Here is a 17,950-nt window from a genome sequence, read left to right as displayed (position 1 = left end):
CTGGAGCCCCGCATGGACCTCGTCCTCGTCCTCGTCGCCGTCGTCGCCCTCATCGTGGTGGCGACGACGGCGCTGAAGACCCATCCGTTCCTCGCACTCCTGCTCGGGGCGTTCGCTGCCGCCTTCGGGTTCCGGCTGCCCCTGGACGAGGTGGTGCCCACCATCACCGGTGGCTTCGGTGGCATCCTGGGCGGGATCGGCATCGTCATCGTCCTGGGCACCATCATCGGCGTGGTCCTGGAGCGCAGCGGCGGAGCGGTGACCCTGGCCGAGGTGGTCGTGAAGGTCCTGGGACAGCGCTTCCCCACGCTGACCATCTCGGCGATAGGCTTCATCGTCTCGATCCCGGTCTTCTGCGACTCGGGCTACGTCATCCTGAACTCCCTGAAGGAGTCGATGGCCCGGCGCACGCACACCTCGATGGTGGCGATGTCGGTCGCCCTGGCCACGGGCCTCTTCGCCACCCACACGCTCGTGCCGCCGACGCCCGGACCGATCGCCGCCGCCGGCAACCTCGGGCTCACCGACCAGCTCGGCCTGGTCATCCTGGTCGGACTGGTCGTGGCCGTCGTCGCCGCCGCGGTCGGCCTGCTGTGGGCCAGCCGGTTCACCGACGCGGTGCCCGACGGCGCGGGCGGCGACGAGCTGGCGGCCGCCGTCGAGGACGTCGAGGCGCTCAAGGCCCGCTACGGGACGCTGCCCGGCCCCGCCGCGGCGCTGGCGCCGATCCTGGTGCCCATCCTGCTGATCTGCGTGGGGTCGGTGGCGGCCCTCCCGGCGGCGCCGCTCGGCGAGGGCGACGTCGCGTCGGTGGTCCGGTTCGTCGGGCAGCCCGTCGTGGCCCTCCTGGTCGGGCTGGCGCTGGCGGTGGCCCTGGTGCGTCCCGGCGCGGGCACGCGACGCGAGTCCTTCCGGGACGCGGTCGGCGACGGGCTCGTCGCCAGTGCGCCCATCCTGCTCATCACCGGTGCCGGTGGTGCCTTCGGTGCGGTCATCCAGGCCACCGACATCGGCGACTACCTCGGCTCCAACCTCTCCGAGCTGGGCATCGGCGTGCTGATGCCGTTCCTGGTCTCGGCCGCCCTCAAGAGCGCGCAGGGCTCCTCGACGGTCGCGCTGGTCACCACCTCGGCGCTGGTCGCGCCGCTGCTGGGTGACATCGGGATGGACTCCGACCTCGGTCGGGTCCTGGTGGTGATGGCCATCGGAGCAGGGGCGATGACGGTCTCGCACGCCAACGACAGCTACTTCTGGGTGGTCACCCAGTTCTCGCGGATGAGCGTCGCCCAGGCCTACCGCACCCAGACGGTGGCCACGCTGCTGATGGGCTGCACCGCGGCGGCCTTCACCTGGTTCCTGGCCCTGGTGCTGGTGTGAGGCCACCCAGGGTCGTCATCGCCCCGGACTCCTTCAAGGAGAGCCTCGCCGCGCCCGAGGTAGCGGCGGCGATCAGGGTGGGGCTCGCGAGGGTGTGGCCGGACGCCGACCTGGTCGAGCTGCCGGTCGCCGACGGCGGCGAGGGCACGGTGGCGGCGATGGTGGGCGCGGCCCACGGCCGACTGGTGACGCTCGACGTCCGTGGCCCCGACGGCCGGCCGGTCCGCGCGTCGTACGGACTGCTCGACGACGGCCGCACCGCCGTCGTCGAGGCCGCCGCGGCCGCGGGCCTGCACCTGGTCGCCGAGGCCGAGCGGGCGCCCGGCACGGCGACGACGTACGGCGTCGGCCAGCTGGTCGCCCACGCGCTCGACCAGGGGGTCGCTCGCGTCGTCGTCGGCCTGGGCGGGACGGCCACCAACGACGGGGGAGCGGGCCTGCTGGAGGCCCTCGGTGCCCGGATGCTCGACGCGCACGGCGAGCCCGTCGGGCAGGGGGGCGCCGCACTGCGGCACGTGCGACGGGTCGACCTCGCCGGTCTCCACGCAGGAGTGGGCGCTGCGGTGGTGGAGGCGGCCTGCGACGTGGACAACCCGCTGCTGGGGCCCCAGGGCGCCACCGCGGTGTTCGGTCCGCAGAAGGGCGTCGACGCCGAGGAAGTGGACGCGCTCGAGGACGCTCTCCGAACGTGGGCCGACGTGCTCGCCGCAGCCAGCGGCCACGACCCGCGCGAGGAGCCCGGCGCCGGTGCGGCCGGCGGCCTGGGCTTCGCTCTGCTCTCCGCGGCGTCGGCGCGGCTTCGCCCGGGCTTCCCCCTCGTGGCCGAGGCCGTCGGCCTGGGCCGGGCCGTCGCCGAGGCGGACCTCGTGGTGACGGGGGAGGGCTGCGTGGACGGCCAGACCGTGCGGGGCAAGGCGCCGTCCGGGGTCATCGCGCTCGCCCGGGAGGCCGGCGTCCCCGTGGTGGTGATCGGGGGGTCCGTGGGGCCCGGGTCCGACGAGGTGGTGCGCGCCGGCGCCGTGGCGGTGTTCGGGTGCGTGCCCGCTCCCGCGGGCATCGAGGAGGTGCTGGGTCAGGCGCGCGCCAACCTCGAGCGCACCGCGGAGCAGGTGGCGGCGACCTGGGAGTCGGGGCGACGCGCCGCCGGCATGTTGGATCGTTCCAACGGACAGGTAGGGTGAGCGCGTGCGTAGAGCCAAGATCGTCTGCACCCTCGGTCCCGTCACCTCCTCGCGCGAGAGCATCCGTGCCCTCGTCAGCGCCGGCATGGACGTCGCCCGACTCAACATGAGCCACGGCAGCCACGCCGACCACGCCGAGACCTACCGCCTGGTGCGCGAGGCCGCCGACGAGACCGGCCACGGCGTCGGGATCTTCGCCGACCTCCAGGGCCCGAAGATCCGGCTCGAGACCTTCGCCGAGGGCTCGGCGCGGCTCGAGGTCGGTGCGGAGTGGACGATTACCACCCGCGACGTGCCGGGCGACGGTGAGATCTGCGGGACGACGTACAAGGGCCTGCCCGGTGACGTTGCCCCGGGCGACCCGCTGCTGATCGACGACGGGCGGGTGCGCCTCGAGGTGCTCGAGGTCGCCGAGACCGACGTGCGCTGCAGGGTCGTCGTGGGCGGCAGGGTCAGCAACAACAAGGGCATCAACCTGCCCGGCGTCGCGGTCTCCGTGCCGGCCCTGTCCGAGAAGGACATCGAGGACCTGCGCTTCGCGCTGCACCTCAGCGTCGACTTCGTCGCGCTCTCGTTCGTGCGCGACGCCGCCGACGCCGAGGACGTGCGTGCGATCATGCGCGAGGAGGGCGTGCTCGTCCCCGTCATCGCCAAGATCGAGAAGCCGCAGGCGATGGACAACCTCGACGAGATCATCGCGGCCTTCGACGGCTTCATGGTCGCCCGGGGTGACCTGGGCGTGGAGTGCCCCCTCGAGGACGTCCCCTTCCTGCAGAAGCGGATCATCGAGCAGGCGCGGCTCAACGCCAAGCCCGTCATCGTCGCCACCCAGATGCTGGAGTCGATGATCAGCGCTCCGGCGCCGACGCGGGCCGAGGCCTCCGACGTGGCCAACGCGGTGCTCGACGGCGCCGACGCGGTGATGCTGTCGGGCGAGACCAGCGTCGGTGACCACCCGGTCACCACCGTCGAGACGATGGCGCGCATCATCACCTCCACAGAGAACCACGCCCTGGCCAGCAACGGCTCCGGCGTGGCCACCATCGACTGGGACCCGCACACGCGCTCCGGCGTGATCGCCAAGGCGGCCGCGGAGGTCGCGGAGCGTGTCGACGCGAAGTACGTCGTCGCGTTCACCACCAGCGGCGACACCGCCCGGCGGATGGCGCGGCTGCGGGGACGGGTGCCCCTGCTGGCCTTCACGCCCGAGAACATCGTGCGCTCCCAGCTCTCCTTGACCTGGGGCGTGGAGACGTTCCGCACCGTCGAGGTCGAGCACACCGACGAGATGGTGCGCCAGGTCGACGAGCAGCTGCTGAAGATCGGTCGGGTCGCCGAGGGCGACCTGGTCGTGATCATCGCCGGTGCGCCCCCGGGCATACCCGGGTCCACCAACGCCCTGCGGATCCACCAGATGGGCGACGCCATCAACGAGGTGGCCCCGGCCTACCGCCGCGGCTGAGCCCCGCCCCGGTCAGGTCTTCGGCCCGACCAGCTCGTCGAGCCGGGCGACCCCGGCGCGCGTCGAGACGCTCACGGTGCTCGGCCCCGACCGGCGCCACGCCACGCCCGTCAGGTCGAGCGCCCAGCAGCAGAGACCCAGGATGTCCTCCGACCTGTTGCTGAACTGCCAGCGCGGGTAGTCGTAGCGCTTCAGCTCGCCGGCCACGAGCTTGTGGGTCCAGTTGGCGACGCGGCAGCCGTCGGAGTGGAACAGGCCCGCCAGGAGGGCCGCCGGTCGTCGGGCGACGATGTCGTGCTGCCAGTCGGTCAGGGCGATCTCCCGGTGGTGCTTCTTGCCGGGACCGTGCTGTGGGAACAGGCACGGCCAGTGCTTCCAGGAGACCGTCGTCACGACGCACCCGGGCTTGAGCCGCACGTGCGGACGCCCTCCCGGCTTCACCAGGGTCATCAGCAGGGCGATCCGGTCGTTGAGATCCGGGTAGCTCACGTCGTTGAAGACGTGCAGGTTCCAGACACCTCGACGTCCTGCGCTGATGTGCCCGTCGCCGAGGTACCAGCCGAGGAGCTCGGCGTAGGCCGGCTCGTGGAGCCGGCCCCCGTCGCAGCGAGGGCACCGGGCCGTCGTGTGGTCCTGCCCGCGTGCCCGTCCCTCCTGCTGGTACAGCCGCCTCCAGCGTCGGATGGTGGAGAGGGCGACCCCGTGCATGAGGGCGTTCTCCCGATCCGGGACCCCGGCCGCACCGGCGGCCAGGGCGCTGCGCACGGTGCTCTCGGGGCGGACGTGCGGCATGCCGCTCATGCTGGACGCTGCCACCGACAGTCGGTGGATCGAGAGGTGGCAGGGCCGAGAACTCGGTGCCGGGTGTGGGATTCGAACCCACAAGTCCTCGCGGACAGTGGTGTTTGAGACCACCGCGTATGCCGTTCCGCCAACCCGGCCTGGGCCGCGGTCAGGGTAGCCGACTCCCTGAACGCGCGGCGACGCGGGAGCGTCGCTAGCCTGGGCGGGTGACTGACCCGACCGCGACCTCCCGCACCGTCGTCATCGCCGAGGACGAGGTGCTGATCCGCATGGACCTCGCCGAGATGCTCGCCGAGGAGGGCTTCGACGTCGTGGGCCAGGCCGGCGACGGCGAGAGCGCCGTACGCCTGGCGCAGGAGCACCGGCCCGACCTGGTGATCCTCGACGTCAAGATGCCGGTCCTCGACGGGATCGCGGCGGCCGAGGCGATCGCGGGCCAGCGGATCGCGCCGGTCATCGTGCTGACGGCCTTCTCCCAGCGAGAGCTGGTCGAGCGCGCCCGCGACGCCGGCGCGATGGCCTACCTGGTCAAGCCGTTCAGCCACACCGACCTGGTGCCGGCGATCGAGATGGCGCTGAGCCGGTTCGCCGAGGTGCAGGCGCTGGAGACCGAGGTGGCCGGGCTGACCGACCGGCTCGAGACCCGCAAGAGCGTCGACCGCGCCAAGAGCGTGCTGCAGCGCGAGCTGGGGGTCTCGGAGCCCGAGGCCTTCCGCTGGATCCAGAAGACCGCGATGGACCTGCGGCTCTCGATGCGCCAGGTCGCCGACGGCGTCGTCGAGCACGGCGTCGCCGGATCCGCCGCCGGCGACGGCGAGGACTCGTCGCCGCAGGGCGGCTGAGCACCTCTCTTGGTCTCGGCTCGGTCACGAGCCGGTAAAGCCCGCCACGACGCGACGAGAAGTTGACGGCGTTGTGGTGAGGTAGGTCTCACTGTGCCCCTAGACTGCCGGGCGGCGCCCAGCCGGGCGCGCGAGAGGAGATCGCACGTGAAGGCTTGCCCCAGGCCACCTGGCCTACGACGACGAACGTCCGTGGTCGGTGCCCTCATGGGCATGCTGCTGGCCCCGCTCCTCGCTCTGGGCCTCGGTGCCTCGCCGGCGAGCGCCGGCGTGGCGACACTCTGCCTGGCCCAGCCCGGCCAGACCGCCTGCGTCAGCGGCACCGTCGGCAACCGGACCAACCCGGTCGAGGGTGCCGACGTGGTGCTGCGCGACGACGCCGGCACCGAGGTCGACGCGCTCACCACGGGCCCCGACGGCAAGTACAGCTTCCAGGTGGACGAGGCGGGCGACTACTTCCTCTTCGTCGACCCCGAGTCGCTGCCCGACGACGTCGAGATCATCCCGCCGGCCCCGCGGTTCCAGGAGGACGACGGCAGCATCCGCGTGCCGGTCAAGCTCGGCCGCACCGTGGCCCCCGACCTGGAGGTCCGCTCGGTCGACTACGACGCCGAGGGTGCCGGGTTCGGCGAGCAGATCGTCCAGAGCGTCGCGCAGGGCCTGCGGCTGGGGCTGCTGCTCGCGCTCGCCTCGGTCGGACTCTCCCTGATCTACGGCACCACCGGCCTGTCCAGCTTCTCCCACGCCGAGCAGGTGACGCTGGGCGGCATGGTCGCCTACGGCCTGGTCAACGTCGCGGGCATGAACCTGTGGGTGGGCATCCTGCTCACCACCGTCATCTGCGGCGCGACGGGCTACGTGCAGGACCGGCTGATGTGGCAACCACTGCGACGCCGTGGACTGGGCCTGACCCAGATGATGATCGTGACGATCGGTCTGGCGCTCGCGGCGCAGTACGCCTTCCAGTTCTTCGTCGGTGCCTCGCAGCAGAAGGTCGTCGTGCGCACCTTCGACGTGGTCGAGATCGGCCCCGTCCGGATGACCGACATGTCCTTCGTGGCGATGGGCGTCGCGCTGGTCGCGATCGCGGCCGTCGGCTTCGTGCTGCTGCGCACCCGGGTCGGCCAGGCCACCCGCGCGGTCTCCGACAACCCCGCGCTGGCGGCGGCCTCGGGCATCGACGTCGACCGCATCATCCGCCTCGTGTGGATCGCGGCCACCGCGCTGGCCGGTCTCGGCGGCGTCTTCTACGCGCTGGTGGTCAGCAACGGCATCCGCTGGGACACCGGCATGCAGATCCTGCTGCTGCTCTTCGCGGCCGTGACGCTGGGTGGCCTGGGCACCGCCTTCGGTGCCTTCGTCGGCGCCATCATCATCGGTCTCGTCGTGGAGCTCGCCGGTCCGCTGGGCGCTCCCGGTGACCTCAAGTACGCGGTGGCGCTGGTCATCCTCATCCTGCTGCTGATGGTCAGGCCCCAGGGCCTGCTCGGACGCGCCGTCCGAGTCGGCTGAGAAGGAGCCTGCAGATGAACGAGTTCCTCGGAATCCTCGACGCCGTGGTCGGCGAGGCCATCTCGCCCGACACCGCGGCCGTCGCCATCGCCGTCATCGGCCTCAACATCCACTTCGGCTTCACCGGCCTGCTCAACATCGGCCAGGCCGGCTACATGCTGCTCGGCGCCTACGGCATGGCCATCTCGATCACCTACGACATCCCGCTGGCCGTCGCCGTGCTCATCGGGCTCGTCGTCTCGGTGCTGTTCTCGCTGATCCTGGGTCTGCCCACGCTGAAGCTACGAGGCGACTACCTGGCCATCGTGACGATCTCGGCGGCGGAGATCATCCGCTACACCGGTCGCCTGGCCGCCTTCGAGGACTTCACCGGAGGCTCGCAGGGCATCTTCGGCAAGGACTACCAGGGCCCGTTCATGGACCTGTCGTTCTTCGGCAGCGGCAGCTTCGACCTGCTGCCGCTCAACTACCTCGACGCCGGCGGCGGCGCTGCGCTGCGCGTGGTCGGCCTCCTGGTCGCCGTGGCCGCGATCGCGGCCATCGTCGTGGTGGCCAAGCGGGCCAAGGCAGCCGACGGCGAGCCGCCGAAGGTGGGCACCACGGCCACGCCCAAGCTCGTGATCGCCGCGCTCAGCGTCGTGCTGTTCCTGGCGCTGTTCTTCTCCTTCCCCCAGAGCGAGCCGCGCACCAGCGTGGACGGCTGGTGGGTCCGGGCGGTGGCCTGGTCCCTGGTGGGCGTCTCCTGCATCATCGTGTTCCTCCTGGTGCGCAGCCCCTGGGGCCGACTCCTGCGCGGCATCCGCGAGGACGAGGAGGCGATGCGCAGCCTCGGCAAGAACGTCTTCGCCATCAAGATGCAGGCCCTGATCATCGGTGGCATGTTCGGTGCCCTCGGCGGCATGGTCTACGTGCTGACCGGCTCCGTGCAGGCCGACTCGATGGGTCGCCAGCTGACCTTCTTCGCCTACACCGCGCTGCTGCTCGGTGGCGCCGCCACGATCTTCGGCCCGGTGCTCGGCTCGATCATCTTCTTCTCCGCCCGCATCCTGGTCCGCGAGCTGTCCGGCGCCTACGTGCCCAACAGCATCATGAGCACCCAGCAGACCGAGCAGTTCTCCTACGTCGTCGTCGGCGTGGCACTGGTCCTGTTGGTGATCTTCCGACCACAAGGCATCCTCGGCAACAAGAGAGAGCTGCGTTTCCATGTCTGAGCCCACGACCCCGAGCACCCCGAGCGGGACCACGACGACCGCCGGCCAGGGCGACCTGGCCGACCCCGCCGCGCGTCGCGCACTGATGGCGGGCGTGGTCCAGGAGCCGGGAGCGGCCAAGCCCGAGCCGATCCTGACCGTCGACCGCATCACCCGGCACTTCGGTGGCATCACGGCCGTCGACGTCGAGCACCTCGAGGTCCAGCGCGGCCTCATCACCGCGCTGATCGGGCCCAACGGTGCCGGCAAGACGACGTTCTTCAACCTCATCACGGGCTTCGACAAGCCGTCGTCGGCCGGCAAGGGCGCGCACTGGTCCTTCAACGGGGCCAAGCTCGACAAGACCTCGGCGCCCAAGGTGGCCAAGGCCGGCATGGTGCGCACCTTCCAGCTCACCAAGGCGCTGAGCCGGATGACGGTGATGGACAACATGATGCTGGGCGCCAAGGACCAGACCGGCGAGAGCCTGGCCAAGGCCATGTTCAGGCCGCTGTGGCAGTCCCAGGAGGGCGAGGTGCGGGCCAAGGCCGAGGAGCTGCTGGCCCGCTTCAAGCTGCTGGAGAAGAAGGACGACTACGCGGGCAGCCTCTCCGGCGGCCAGCGCAAGCTCCTCGAGATGGCCCGGGCGCTGATGACCGACCCGACCATGATCATGCTCGACGAGCCGATGGCCGGGGTGAACCCGGCGCTGACCCAGTCGCTGCTCGGCCACATCCAGAGCCTGCGCGACGAGGGCATGACCGTGCTCTTCGTCGAGCACGACATGCACGTCGTGCAGCACATCTCCGACTGGGTCGTGGTGATGGCCGAGGGCCGGATCGTCGCCGAGGGCCCGGCCGACACCGTGATGGCCAACCCCGCGGTGATCGACGCCTACCTGGGCGCGCACCACGACACCGACCTGGGCGACGACGACCTGCTCAGCGACGAGGTCGTCAAGGAGCTGCACCACGAGGCCGACGAGGAAGAGGCGGCCCGACGGGACGCGGAGAAGGGGAAGCGATGACCACCCAGACGAACGCCGAGCTGCCGCCGGGCGTCCCGGCCGGCTCGCGGCCCGTGGTCGAGGCCAAGGACCTGGTCGCCGGCTACCTGCCGGGCGTCAACATCCTCAACGGGTGCAGCCTGACCGCCTACCCCGGCGAGATGATCGGCATCATCGGCCCCAACGGTGCCGGCAAGTCCACCCTGCTCAAGGCGATGTTCGGGCTGGTGAAGATCCACTCCGGCAGCGTGCACCTGGGTGAGCGCGACATCACCAACATGCGCGCCAACCAGCTGGTCCAGATGGGCGTGGGCTTCGTGCCGCAGACGGAGAACGTCTTCCCGTCGCTGTCCATCCAGGAGAACCTGCGGATGGGGCTCTTCCTGCGCCCCAAGAAGCTGCGGGAGCGCCTCGACGCGATGTGGGACCTGTTCCCCAACCTGCACGAGCGCAAGGACCGCAGCGCCGGCGCGCTGTCGGGCGGTGAGCGTCAGTCGCTGGCGATGGCCCGCGCGCTGATGATGGAGCCGTCCGTGCTGCTGCTCGACGAGCCGTCGGCCGGCCTCTCGCCGGTGCGCCAGGACGAGACGTTCATCCGCACCCGCCAGATCAACAAGACCGGCGTGTGCGTGGTGATGGTCGAGCAGAACGCCCGTCGCTGCCTGCAGGTCTGCGACCGCGGCTACGTCCTCGACCAGGGGCGCGACGCCTACACCGGCGGCGGTCGCGAGCTGGCCAACGACCCCAAGGTCATCGAGCTCTACCTGGGCACGCTGGCCAAGGAGGTCGGCAAGGAGTAGCCACGCCGCCCACTGCGCGACGTACGCCGCACGGCCCCGGACCTCGTGGTCCGGGGCCGTACGCATGTCCGGGTGACAGCGTGTACGCGCGCCGGTGGCCGTGGGAGGCGACGCCGGCCCACCGTCCACGTCGCGCCCCGGGGGACGGCGAAGGGCCCCGCACCAGGATCGGTGCGGGGCCCTCGTCGACGAGCGTCAGGGGGTCAGGACTGCTTCTGGCCCTCGACCGTGGCGGTCAGCTCGTTCTTGTTGTCCTCGTTGAAGGTGTAGATCCCGACGAACGCGGAGGACGGGTCGTTCTCCTCGTCGATGGGACCGATGCCCGAGGGACCGACGTAGCGGACCTCGTTGCCCTCGTCGAGCATGGCGGTGCAGTCGGCGTAGGAGGTGCACTCCTCGCCGTCGGTGGCGCCGGAGACCGCAGCGAAGTTCTGCTGCACCGTCTCGGAGTCGGTCGCACCGCCCTTGTAGGCGGCCAGGGCCGCGAGGATGGTGGCGTCGTACGACTCGGCCGCGTAGGCGAAGTCGGTCAGGCCGTCACCGAAGGCGAACTCGTTCCAGGCGATCAGGCGGTCCTTGAAGTCCTGGGCCGCGTCGGCACCGGGGATGGTGCCCTGGGCGCCGGTCAGGGTGCCCGACTCGAAGTCCTCCGAGTAGTCGGCGGTGTTGCCGTCGGAGAAGTACGTCGCCGACATGTCCCACCCGGTCGAGGCGAGCTCGGGCACGATGGCCTTCGTCTCGTCGAACGCGAGGATCACGATCGCGTCGGGGTTGGAGTTGACGGCGGCCGAGACCTCGGAGGAGAAGGTCGTCTGACCGGCCGGGAACTCGTCGCCGTCGCCCTTGCAGCCGTAGGTGCACTCGCCACCGCCGGCCTCGACGGTCTCCTGGACCACGTCACGCAGGCCGGTGCCGTAGGTGTCGGAGAAGACGATGAACGCGATCTTCTGGAAGCCGTCGGAGGAGATCAGCGAACCGAGGGCGTTGCCCTGGATGCCGTCCGGCGGGGCGGTGCGGAAGTAGAAGTCGCTGTAGCCGCTCAGGTCGACCGCGGTGTTGGCGGGGGAGACCTGGGTGACCTTGGCGGCGGTGAGGCGGTCCACGAAGTTCAGCGAGACGCTGGAGGACGCGGCACCGATGACGACCGAGGCCTCGTCCTGGATCAGCTTGCGCGCCGAGGCGGTGCTGATGGACAGGTCGGTGGTGTCACCGGAGTCCTCGATCTGGTGGCACGCCTGCGCGCCGTTGACGCCGCCGGCGGCGTTGATGTCGGAGACGGCCATGCCGACACCGGCGACCTCGGGCGGGCCGAGGAACGCGAGGTTGCCGGTCAGCGGCAGGATGCCGCCGGCCTTGAACGTGTCGGCGTTCGAGGAGCCGTCGGCGCACTCGTCGTTGGTGAACTCGTCGTCGGCGGGCGCCGGCGACTCGCTCGACTCGCTGGTGGGCTCGTTGTCAGTGGCCTCGGGCTCGGAGTCCTCCGAGCCGCAGGCGGTCAGCACCAGGCCGAGCGCGGCGGTGCCGGCCATGAGCTTGACCCAGTGGGATGTGGTCGATCGATTCACGTGGTGAACCCTTTCCTCAGGTGTTGGTGCCTTCACCGGTGCCCGACCCCCGGAGGTCTGGCGTAGCACGGTCACGGTAGACCTCACGGGGTGTGAGACGCGGCACACCGGGGGAGCGTTGCCGAATCGTGACGTGATCGCGGGAACTCCGTCACCGGAGGACGGCGACCAGCTGCACCAGCAGGGGGGCGACCACGAGCGCCGGCAGCAGGTCGGAGACCGCGACCTCACGGATCCGCAGCAGCCGCAGCGCGACCCCGACGAGCACCAGTCCGCCCACCGCGGTGACCGCGGCCAGGTGGGCCTCCGGCAGCAGGTCGCCCAGGCCGAGGCCGGCCAGTGTCAGGCCGCCCTGCACGACCACGATGGTCAGCACCGAGGCCGCGACCCCCCACCCGAAGGACGCGGCGAAGGCGATCGCGGCGAAGCCGTCGAGCGTGGACTTGAGGAACAGCTGGTCGGCGCCGTTGCCGAGGCCGTCGTTGAGCGAGCCCAGGATGGTCAGCGGTCCGGTGCAGAAGACCAGCGAGGCGACGACGAAGCCCTCGACGAAGCGCTGGCGGTCGACCGAGCCGGCGCCGCCGGCCAGGCGGCGCTGCAGGAACCGGCCCAGGCCCTCGACGCGCTGCTCGAGGCGCAGCAGGGACCCGGTGATGCCGCCCAGCAGCACCGAGCCCAGCACGATCAGCATGGGTGCGCTGTCGCCGACCTCGTCGGCCAGCGTCGGTGAGAGCACCTCGACGGCGGCGGTGGCCGCGATCAGCAGGGTCACCAGCCCGAGCCCGTCGGTGACCAGCTCGCGGGTGCGCTCGGGCAGGCGGTGGCCCAGCAGCACGCCCAGCAGGCAGCCGAGCAGCACCGTGGTGACGTTGACGGCCGTGCCGACACCGGGCACCAGCATCGGGGGCGGGGACAGCAGCAGCGGGCTCACGGTTCCTCGAGGATGTCCGGCCCCGGAGGGCGAGGTAAAGGTGGTCTCGACCATGCGACAGCACGGCGCGCAGGAGCGTAGTCTCGCCCGGACGGACGCGCCCACGCGGGCGCACCACTGCTGAGGGTCCGAAAGGCGCACGCGATGAGTCGGAGCTCGGTGAGCCTGCGGTGCGCGGGCGAGCAGGACGCGCTGTTCCTGGCCGACCTCTGGAGCGAGCACCTTCGCCGCTGCGACCGCGAGGAGCAGGTCGCCGACCTCGAGCAGGTGATCAAGGAGGCCGCGCTCTCGTCGGAGCAGCGGTTGCTGGTCGCCGAGCACGACGGCCGGCCGGCCGGCGCGGTGCTGCTGCGCGTGGCGACGCTGAGCCCGATCAACCTCGAGCCCGTGGTCCAGTGCTACACGCCGACCGTGGTGCCCGACCTGCGCCGGCACGGCGTCGGCCGCACGCTGGTCGAGGCGGCCGTCGCCTGGGCGGAGGACCTCGGCATCTCGCACGTGATGACCGCGGCCTCCGCGTCCTCGCGCGATGCCAACCGGTTCATGGCCCGGCTCGCCCTGCGCCCCCAGGCGGTGCTGCGGGTCGCGGCCACGCCGTCGGTGCGTGCGAAGGTCGAGGCGCAGCGGCCGGTCTCCGAGCGCCCCCGCTCGGCGCGCGGGCAGATGCTCGCGGCGCGACGCTCGCTGCGTCGCCAGCAGAGCGCCGGCTAGAGCCCCACGCGCTCGCGGGGCACCAGCGAGCAGGTGATCCGCGAGGTGCACACCCGCTTGCCGCGCTCGTCGGTGATCACCACCTCCCAGGTGGCGCTCGTGCGCCCCAGGTGCGCGGGGGTGGCGACGCCGGTCACCGTCCCGCTGGTGGCCGAGCGGTGGTGGGTGGCGTTGATGTCGACGCCCACCGCGACCCGGTCGGGGTGGGCGTGCACCGCGGAGCCGATCGAGCCGAGCGTCTCGGCCAGCACCACCGAGGCGCCGCCGTGGAGCAGGCCGTAGGGCTGGGTGTTGCCCTCGACGGGCATCGTGGCCACCACCCGCTCGCTGGAGACCTCGAGCAGCTCGACGCCCATCTTCTCGTTCAGTGCGCCCATGCCCTGCGGCATCGCGGCGACGTACTGCTCCACGTCCATCTCGCTCATGGGCTCAACCTAGCGAGGCGTCGTCGGCGCCAACGGTTAGGGTCGCTGCGTGCCCGAGACGACTGCCCCCACCCGCCCGCGGCTGCTCCTGCTCGACGGCCACTCGTTGGCCTACCGGGCCTTCTTCGCGCTGCCGGTCGAGAACTTCTCCACCACCACGGGCCAGCACACCAACGCCGTCTACGGCTTCACCTCGATGCTCATCAACGTGCTGCGCGACGAGCAGCCGACCCACGTGGGCGTGGCCTTCGACGTCTCGCGCCAGACGTTCCGGATGGCCGAGTACTCCGAGTACAAGGCCAAGCGCCAGAAGACGCCCGGGGAGTTCTCCAGCCAGCTGCCGCTGATCGAGGAGGTCCTCGACGCGCTGCGCATCCCCTTCCTGAAGAAGGAGGGCTACGAGGCCGACGACATCATCGCCACCCTCGTGACCCAGGCCCTCGCCGAGGACCCCGAGATGGAGGTGCTGATCCTCACCGGCGACCGCGACTCGCTGCAGCTGGTGACGGAGCGCTCCACGGTGCTCTACCCGATGCGGGGCGTCTCCGACCTGGCCCGGATGACCCCCGAGGCGGTCGAGACCAAGTACGGCGTGCCGCCCGCGCGCTACCCCGAGCTGGCCGCGATCGTGGGGGAGACCTCCGACAACCTCCCGGGCGTGCCCGGTGTGGGCCAGGGCTTCGCGGCGCGGTGGATCAACACCTACGACGGCCTCGACAACGTCATCACCCACGCCGACAAGATCACCGGCAAGAAGGGCGAGGCGCTGCGCGAGCACCTGGGCGAGGTGATGCGCAACCGGCGCCTCAACGCCCTCGTGCGCGACCTCGACCTCGAGCTGCGCCCCGCCGACCTGGCGCTGCGTCCCTGGGACCGCCAGGAGGTGCACACCCTCTTCGACGGCCTGGAGTTCCGGGTGCTGCGCGACCGGCTCTTCGAGACGCTGACCTCCGAGGAGGTCGTCGACGGCTCCGGCTTCGAGCTCGAGGGCGCCCGGCTGGCTCCCGGCGAGGTGGCCGCGTGGCTCGCCCAGCACGCCGTGGAGCGTGTCGGTGTCACCGTGCAGGGCACCTGGCGAGCGGGCACGGGCGAGGTGCACTCGCTCGCGCTGGCCGCCGACGACGGCACCGCGGCCTGGTTCGACGCCGCCGAGATCACCCCCGACGACGACGCCGCGGTCGCGGCCTGGCTCGCCGACCCCGACCGCCCCAAGGTGCTGCACGACGCCAAGGGCCCGATGCTGGCGCTGGCGGCGCGCGGCTGGCGGCTCGAGGGCCTGCAGTCCGACACCGCCCTGGCCGCCTACCTGGTGCGCCCCGACCAGCGCTCCTACGACCTGGCGGACCTGACGCTGCGCTACCTCAAGCGCGAGCTCAAGCAGGGCGGCGGCGACGACGGCCAGCTCAGCCTCGACAGCCTCGACGCCGGTCTCGACTCCGGTCTGGAGGGTGCCGGCGACTCGGCGGCGCGCACCGCGATGCTGCACGCGCGTGCCGTGCTCGACCTGGCCGAGGCGCTCGACGGCGCCGTCGCCGAGCACGGGGGCACCGAGCTGCTCGCCCACGTCGAGCTCCCGCTGGTGCACCTGCTGGCCCGCATGGAGACGACCGGCATCGCGGTCGACACCGAGCACCTCGAGTCCCTGGAGTCGCACTTCGGTGACGAGGTGCGCGCGGCCGCCGACGCGGCGTACGCCGTGATCGGCAAGGAGATCAACCTCGGCTCGCCCAAGCAGCTGCAGGTGGTGCTCTTCGACGAGCTCGCGATGCCGAAGACCAAGCGCACCAAGACCGGCTACACCACCGACGCCGACGCGCTGCAGGCGCTCTACGTCAAGACCGAGCACCCGTTCCTGCTGCACCTGCTGCGCCACCGCGACGTCATCCGGCTGCGCCAGACCATCGAGGGCCTGCTCAAGACCGTGGCCTCCGACGGTCGCATCCACACCACCTTCAACCAGACCATCGCCGCCACCGGGCGCCTGTCCAGCACCGACCCCAACCTGCAGAACATCCCGGTGCGCACCGAGGAGGGCCGGCGCATCCGCGAGGCCTTCGTGGTGGGCGAGGGGCACGAGTCGCTGATGACGGCCGACTACAGCCAGATCGAGATGCGGATCATGGCGCACCTCTCCGAGGACGCGCTGCTCATCGAGGCGTTCCGCTCCGGCAGCGACTTCCACTCGATCACCGCCGCGCGGGTCTTCGACATCCCGGCCGAGCAGGTCGGCACCGAGGAGCGGGCCAAGATCAAGGCGATGAACTACGGCCTGGCCTACGGTCTCTCGGCCTTCGGCCTGGGCCAGCAGCTGGGCATCGAGCCGGCCGAGGCCAGGGGGCTGATGGACGAGTACTTCGAGACCTTCGGCGGCATCCGTGACTACTTGGGCGGGATCGTCGACGAGGCCCGGCGCACCGGCTACACCGAGACGATCGAGGGACGCCGCCGCTACCTGCCCGACCTGACCAGCGACAACCGCCAGCGCCGCGAGATGGCCGAGCGGATGGCTCTCAACGCCCCGATCCAGGGCTCGGCCGCCGACCTGATCAAGATCGCCATGCTGCGCGTGCAGCGCGCCATCGACGAGTCGTCGCTCTCCTCGCGGATGCTGCTGCAGGTCCACGACGAGCTGGTGCTCGAGGTGGCCCCCGGTGAGCGCGAGCCCCTCGAGGCGCTGGTGCGCGCCGAGATGGGCGCCGCCGCCGAGCTGACGGTCCCGCTCGACGTGTCGGTCGGCACCGGGCGCAGCTGGCACGAGGCCGCGCACTGACCGACGGCGCCGATCCGGGCCGGCTCGACGCGAAGCTGGGGCCGGGTCGGCGCGAGATTCAGGCCGGGTCGCGCAGGCGGTGCAGGCTCAGCACCAGCAGGGCGGTGAAGAGGGTCGCGTCGACGGCGATCACCACGAGCACCAGCGCGCTCAACGAGGCGGTGGCGGCCGCCGCGGCGACCAGCACGAGCACCGCCAGCCACACCAGGTACGCCGAGCGGGTGCCCCGGCGCGCGAGGACCGAGTAGACCAGCAGCTGCAGCATCGCCAGCAGGGTGCCGACCACCGCGAAGAGCCACAGCCGCGACTGCACGTCGGCGTACTCCTGGCCCCCGACGAAGACCATGGCCAGCCCGCTGAGCAGCCAGGCGCCCAGCGTGGCGACCACCCCGAGGGCAGCGACCAGGCCCAGGCTGCGCAGCAGGGCCAGGCGACGCTCCTCGACCGTCGACATCGACGGGAACGCCACGACCACCACGAACTGGGGCAGGAACAGCACCGCCTTGGTCAGGATCAGCCCGGCGGCGTAGAGCCCGGCGTCGTGGTCGTCGAGGACGTTGCGGGCCACCACGATGTCGGCGTTGGAGAGCACGAAGAAGGCCAGCAGGGCCAGCGAGGCGGTGACCGCCTCGCGGGCCACGGGGCGCCGCGTGTGCGCCTCGCTGTGGCTGCCCGCCTCGCGCGGGCGGCGCAGGGCGACGTACCCGATGACCGCCGGCACGAACATCGCGATCATCACGCCGAGCATCGCCGCGGTCTCGGTGGGGGAGACCAGGAGGCACAGGGTGCCGACGAGCACCCGCGGGACGCCCATGCCGAGGTAGACCATCCCCAGCGGCAGCCAGCGGCGCTCGCCCTGCAGGATGCCGGCCTGGCCGCCCATCACGGTGAGCGGGACGGCGCTCAGGGCGAGCAGCGCCGCCGGCAGCACGCTGTCGAGGCGCAGCACCACCATGACCACGGGGGAGAGCACGAGCATCAGCGCGCCGAGGCCGAGGGCGGCGCGGTAGGTCACGGCGAGCACCACGCCCTCGATCTGGGCGACGTGGTCGGGGTCGGCGGAGATCCGGCGGGCACCGGTGGCCTGCAGGCCCAGCTGCAGCACCGCGACGACCATCAGCAGCGCCATCAGCGGCGCGAGCGCGCCGTAGTCTGCCGGACCGAGCAGGCGGGCCGAGATCATCTGGAAGGCGTAGGTCGCCACGTTCATGACGCCCATGGCCACGGCGATGCCCGCGCTGCCGCGCAGCAGGGCCCGCAGGCCGGTGCGACCCGGGGCGCCGGCGCCGGGGGCGGTGGGGCCGCTCGGCGCGTCCTCCGTGGTGCTCGTCACGGGTCGAGGGTAGGTCAGCGGGCCGCACCACGAGCAACTTC

At 71.6% G+C, this 17,950-nt stretch carries 15 protein-coding genes and 1 tRNA gene; 10 read left to right on the top strand and 6 right to left on the bottom strand.

What is annotated here, in order from left to right:
- The first annotated feature begins 12 nt into the window (after nt 1–12).
- Genes ABKW28_RS04730 through pyk form a run of 3 tightly spaced genes read left to right on the top strand, consistent with a single transcriptional unit; the run spans nt 13 to nt 4,020 of the window.
- Nucleotides 13–1,377: a GntP family permease gene (locus ABKW28_RS04730; protein ID WP_348606731.1), complete on the top strand. Its 1,365-nt coding sequence runs from the start codon at nt 13–15 to the stop codon at nt 1,375–1,377.
- A complete protein-coding gene (locus tag ABKW28_RS04725) occupies nt 1,374–2,558 on the top strand; it encodes a glycerate kinase (RefSeq protein WP_348606728.1) in 1,185 nt (394 codons plus the stop codon). Before ABKW28_RS04730 ends, ABKW28_RS04725 begins: the two co-directional genes overlap by 4 nt.
- Before the next feature lie 4 nt (nt 2,559–2,562).
- Nucleotides 2,563–4,020, top strand: a complete 1,458-nt coding sequence (gene pyk / locus ABKW28_RS04720; protein WP_348606725.1) for a pyruvate kinase — start codon at nt 2,563–2,565, stop codon at nt 4,018–4,020.
- A 12-nt stretch (nt 4,021–4,032) separates the two neighbouring features.
- Here the strand turns inward: pyk and ABKW28_RS04715 are convergent, their stop codons facing one another.
- Together ABKW28_RS04715 and ABKW28_RS04710 are read right to left on the bottom strand one after the other, a co-directional pair.
- Nucleotides 4,033–4,812, bottom strand: a complete 780-nt coding sequence (locus ABKW28_RS04715) for a helix-turn-helix domain-containing protein (protein ID WP_348606722.1) — start codon at nt 4,810–4,812, stop codon at nt 4,033–4,035.
- 66 nt (nt 4,813–4,878) lie between these two features.
- Nucleotides 4,879–4,961: transfer RNA gene (locus tag ABKW28_RS04710), tRNA-Leu, on the bottom strand.
- Nucleotides 4,962–5,030: 69 nt separating this feature from the next.
- Here ABKW28_RS04710 and ABKW28_RS04705 point away from each other — a divergent pair.
- The 5 genes from ABKW28_RS04705 (at nt 5,031) to ABKW28_RS04685 (ending at nt 10,174) form a co-directional block, all read left to right on the top strand.
- The gene (locus tag ABKW28_RS04705; protein ID WP_193670265.1) at nt 5,031–5,666 is read left to right on the top strand and encodes a response regulator; all 636 of its coding nucleotides are present in this window, start codon (nt 5,031–5,033) and stop codon (nt 5,664–5,666) included.
- A 192-nt stretch (nt 5,667–5,858) separates the two neighbouring features.
- A complete protein-coding gene (locus tag ABKW28_RS04700) occupies nt 5,859–7,178 on the top strand; it encodes a branched-chain amino acid ABC transporter permease (RefSeq protein WP_348606720.1) in 1,320 nt (439 codons plus the stop codon).
- A gap of 14 nt (nt 7,179–7,192) precedes the next feature.
- A complete protein-coding gene (locus ABKW28_RS04695) occupies nt 7,193–8,389 on the top strand; it encodes a branched-chain amino acid ABC transporter permease (protein ID WP_348606718.1) in 1,197 nt (398 codons plus the stop codon).
- Nucleotides 8,382–9,395 carry an ABC transporter ATP-binding protein gene (locus ABKW28_RS04690; protein ID WP_348606716.1) on the top strand — a complete coding sequence of 338 codons (1,014 nt, stop codon included), beginning with the start codon at nt 8,382–8,384 and terminating at the stop codon, nt 9,393–9,395. Before ABKW28_RS04695 ends, ABKW28_RS04690 begins: the two co-directional genes overlap by 8 nt.
- Nucleotides 9,392–10,174 carry an ABC transporter ATP-binding protein gene (locus tag ABKW28_RS04685; protein WP_193670269.1) on the top strand — a complete coding sequence of 261 codons (783 nt, stop codon included), beginning with the start codon at nt 9,392–9,394 and terminating at the stop codon, nt 10,172–10,174. The genes ABKW28_RS04690 and ABKW28_RS04685 overlap by 4 nt, the downstream gene beginning before the upstream one ends.
- A 203-nt stretch (nt 10,175–10,377) precedes the next feature.
- Here ABKW28_RS04685 and ABKW28_RS04680 read toward each other — a convergent pair whose 3' ends face one another.
- Together ABKW28_RS04680 and ABKW28_RS04675 are read right to left on the bottom strand one after the other, a co-directional pair.
- On the bottom strand, nt 10,378–11,739 hold the full coding sequence (locus tag ABKW28_RS04680) for an ABC transporter substrate-binding protein (protein ID WP_348606714.1): 1,362 nt from the start codon (nt 11,737–11,739) through the stop codon (nt 10,378–10,380).
- Nucleotides 11,740–11,890: 151 nt separating this feature from the next.
- Complete coding sequence (locus tag ABKW28_RS04675; protein ID WP_307823115.1) at nt 11,891–12,670, bottom strand: DUF554 domain-containing protein; 780 nt, start codon at nt 12,668–12,670, stop codon at nt 11,891–11,893.
- A gap of 144 nt (nt 12,671–12,814) precedes the next feature.
- On the opposite strand from ABKW28_RS04675, the gene ABKW28_RS04670 reads away from it, so the two are divergent.
- Complete coding sequence (locus ABKW28_RS04670; protein WP_193670270.1) at nt 12,815–13,381, top strand: GNAT family N-acetyltransferase; 567 nt, start codon at nt 12,815–12,817, stop codon at nt 13,379–13,381.
- Here ABKW28_RS04670 and ABKW28_RS04665 read toward each other — a convergent pair.
- Entirely contained in the window at nt 13,378–13,806 is a 429-nt protein-coding gene (locus ABKW28_RS04665; RefSeq protein ID WP_193670271.1) for a hotdog fold thioesterase, read from the bottom strand. The genes ABKW28_RS04670 and ABKW28_RS04665 overlap by 4 nt on opposite strands.
- Nucleotides 13,807–13,855: 49 nt before the next feature.
- Here ABKW28_RS04665 and polA point away from each other — a divergent pair, with 49 nt between their 5' ends.
- Nucleotides 13,856–16,576 carry a DNA polymerase I gene (polA, locus tag ABKW28_RS04660; protein ID WP_193670272.1) on the top strand — a complete coding sequence of 907 codons (2,721 nt, stop codon included), beginning with the start codon at nt 13,856–13,858 and terminating at the stop codon, nt 16,574–16,576.
- 58 nt (nt 16,577–16,634) lie between these two features.
- Here polA and ABKW28_RS04655 read toward each other — a convergent pair whose 3' ends face one another.
- Nucleotides 16,635–17,909: a polysaccharide biosynthesis protein gene (locus ABKW28_RS04655; protein WP_348606712.1), complete on the bottom strand. Its 1,275-nt coding sequence runs from the start codon at nt 17,907–17,909 to the stop codon at nt 16,635–16,637.
- Nucleotides 17,910–17,950 lie beyond the last annotated feature (41 nt).

It is taken from the genome of Nocardioides sp. 31GB23 (genome assembly GCF_040012395.1).
Classification (GTDB): Bacteria; Actinomycetota; Actinomycetes; order Propionibacteriales; family Nocardioidaceae; genus Nocardioides; species Nocardioides salarius.
The sequence above is the reverse complement of the archived record's forward strand: the minus strand, read 5'-3'. Positions and strand labels throughout refer to the sequence as shown.

Coding starts and splice junctions, on each gene's coding strand:
- ABKW28_RS04730 (WP_348606731.1), top strand. CDS start 13: ATGGACCTCGTCCTCGTCCTCGTCGCCGTCGTCGCCCTCATCGTGGTG.
- ABKW28_RS04715 (WP_348606722.1), bottom strand. CDS start 4,812: ATGCCGCACGTCCGCCCCGAGAGCACCGTGCGCAGCGCCCTGGCCGCC.
- ABKW28_RS04695 (WP_348606718.1), top strand. CDS start 7,193: ATGAACGAGTTCCTCGGAATCCTCGACGCCGTGGTCGGCGAGGCCATC.
- ABKW28_RS04690 (WP_348606716.1), top strand. CDS start 8,382: ATGTCTGAGCCCACGACCCCGAGCACCCCGAGCGGGACCACGACGACC.
- ABKW28_RS04685 (WP_193670269.1), top strand. CDS start 9,392: ATGACCACCCAGACGAACGCCGAGCTGCCGCCGGGCGTCCCGGCCGGC.
- ABKW28_RS04670 (WP_193670270.1), top strand. CDS start 12,815: ATGAGTCGGAGCTCGGTGAGCCTGCGGTGCGCGGGCGAGCAGGACGCG.
- ABKW28_RS04665 (WP_193670271.1), bottom strand. CDS start 13,806: ATGAGCGAGATGGACGTGGAGCAGTACGTCGCCGCGATGCCGCAGGGC.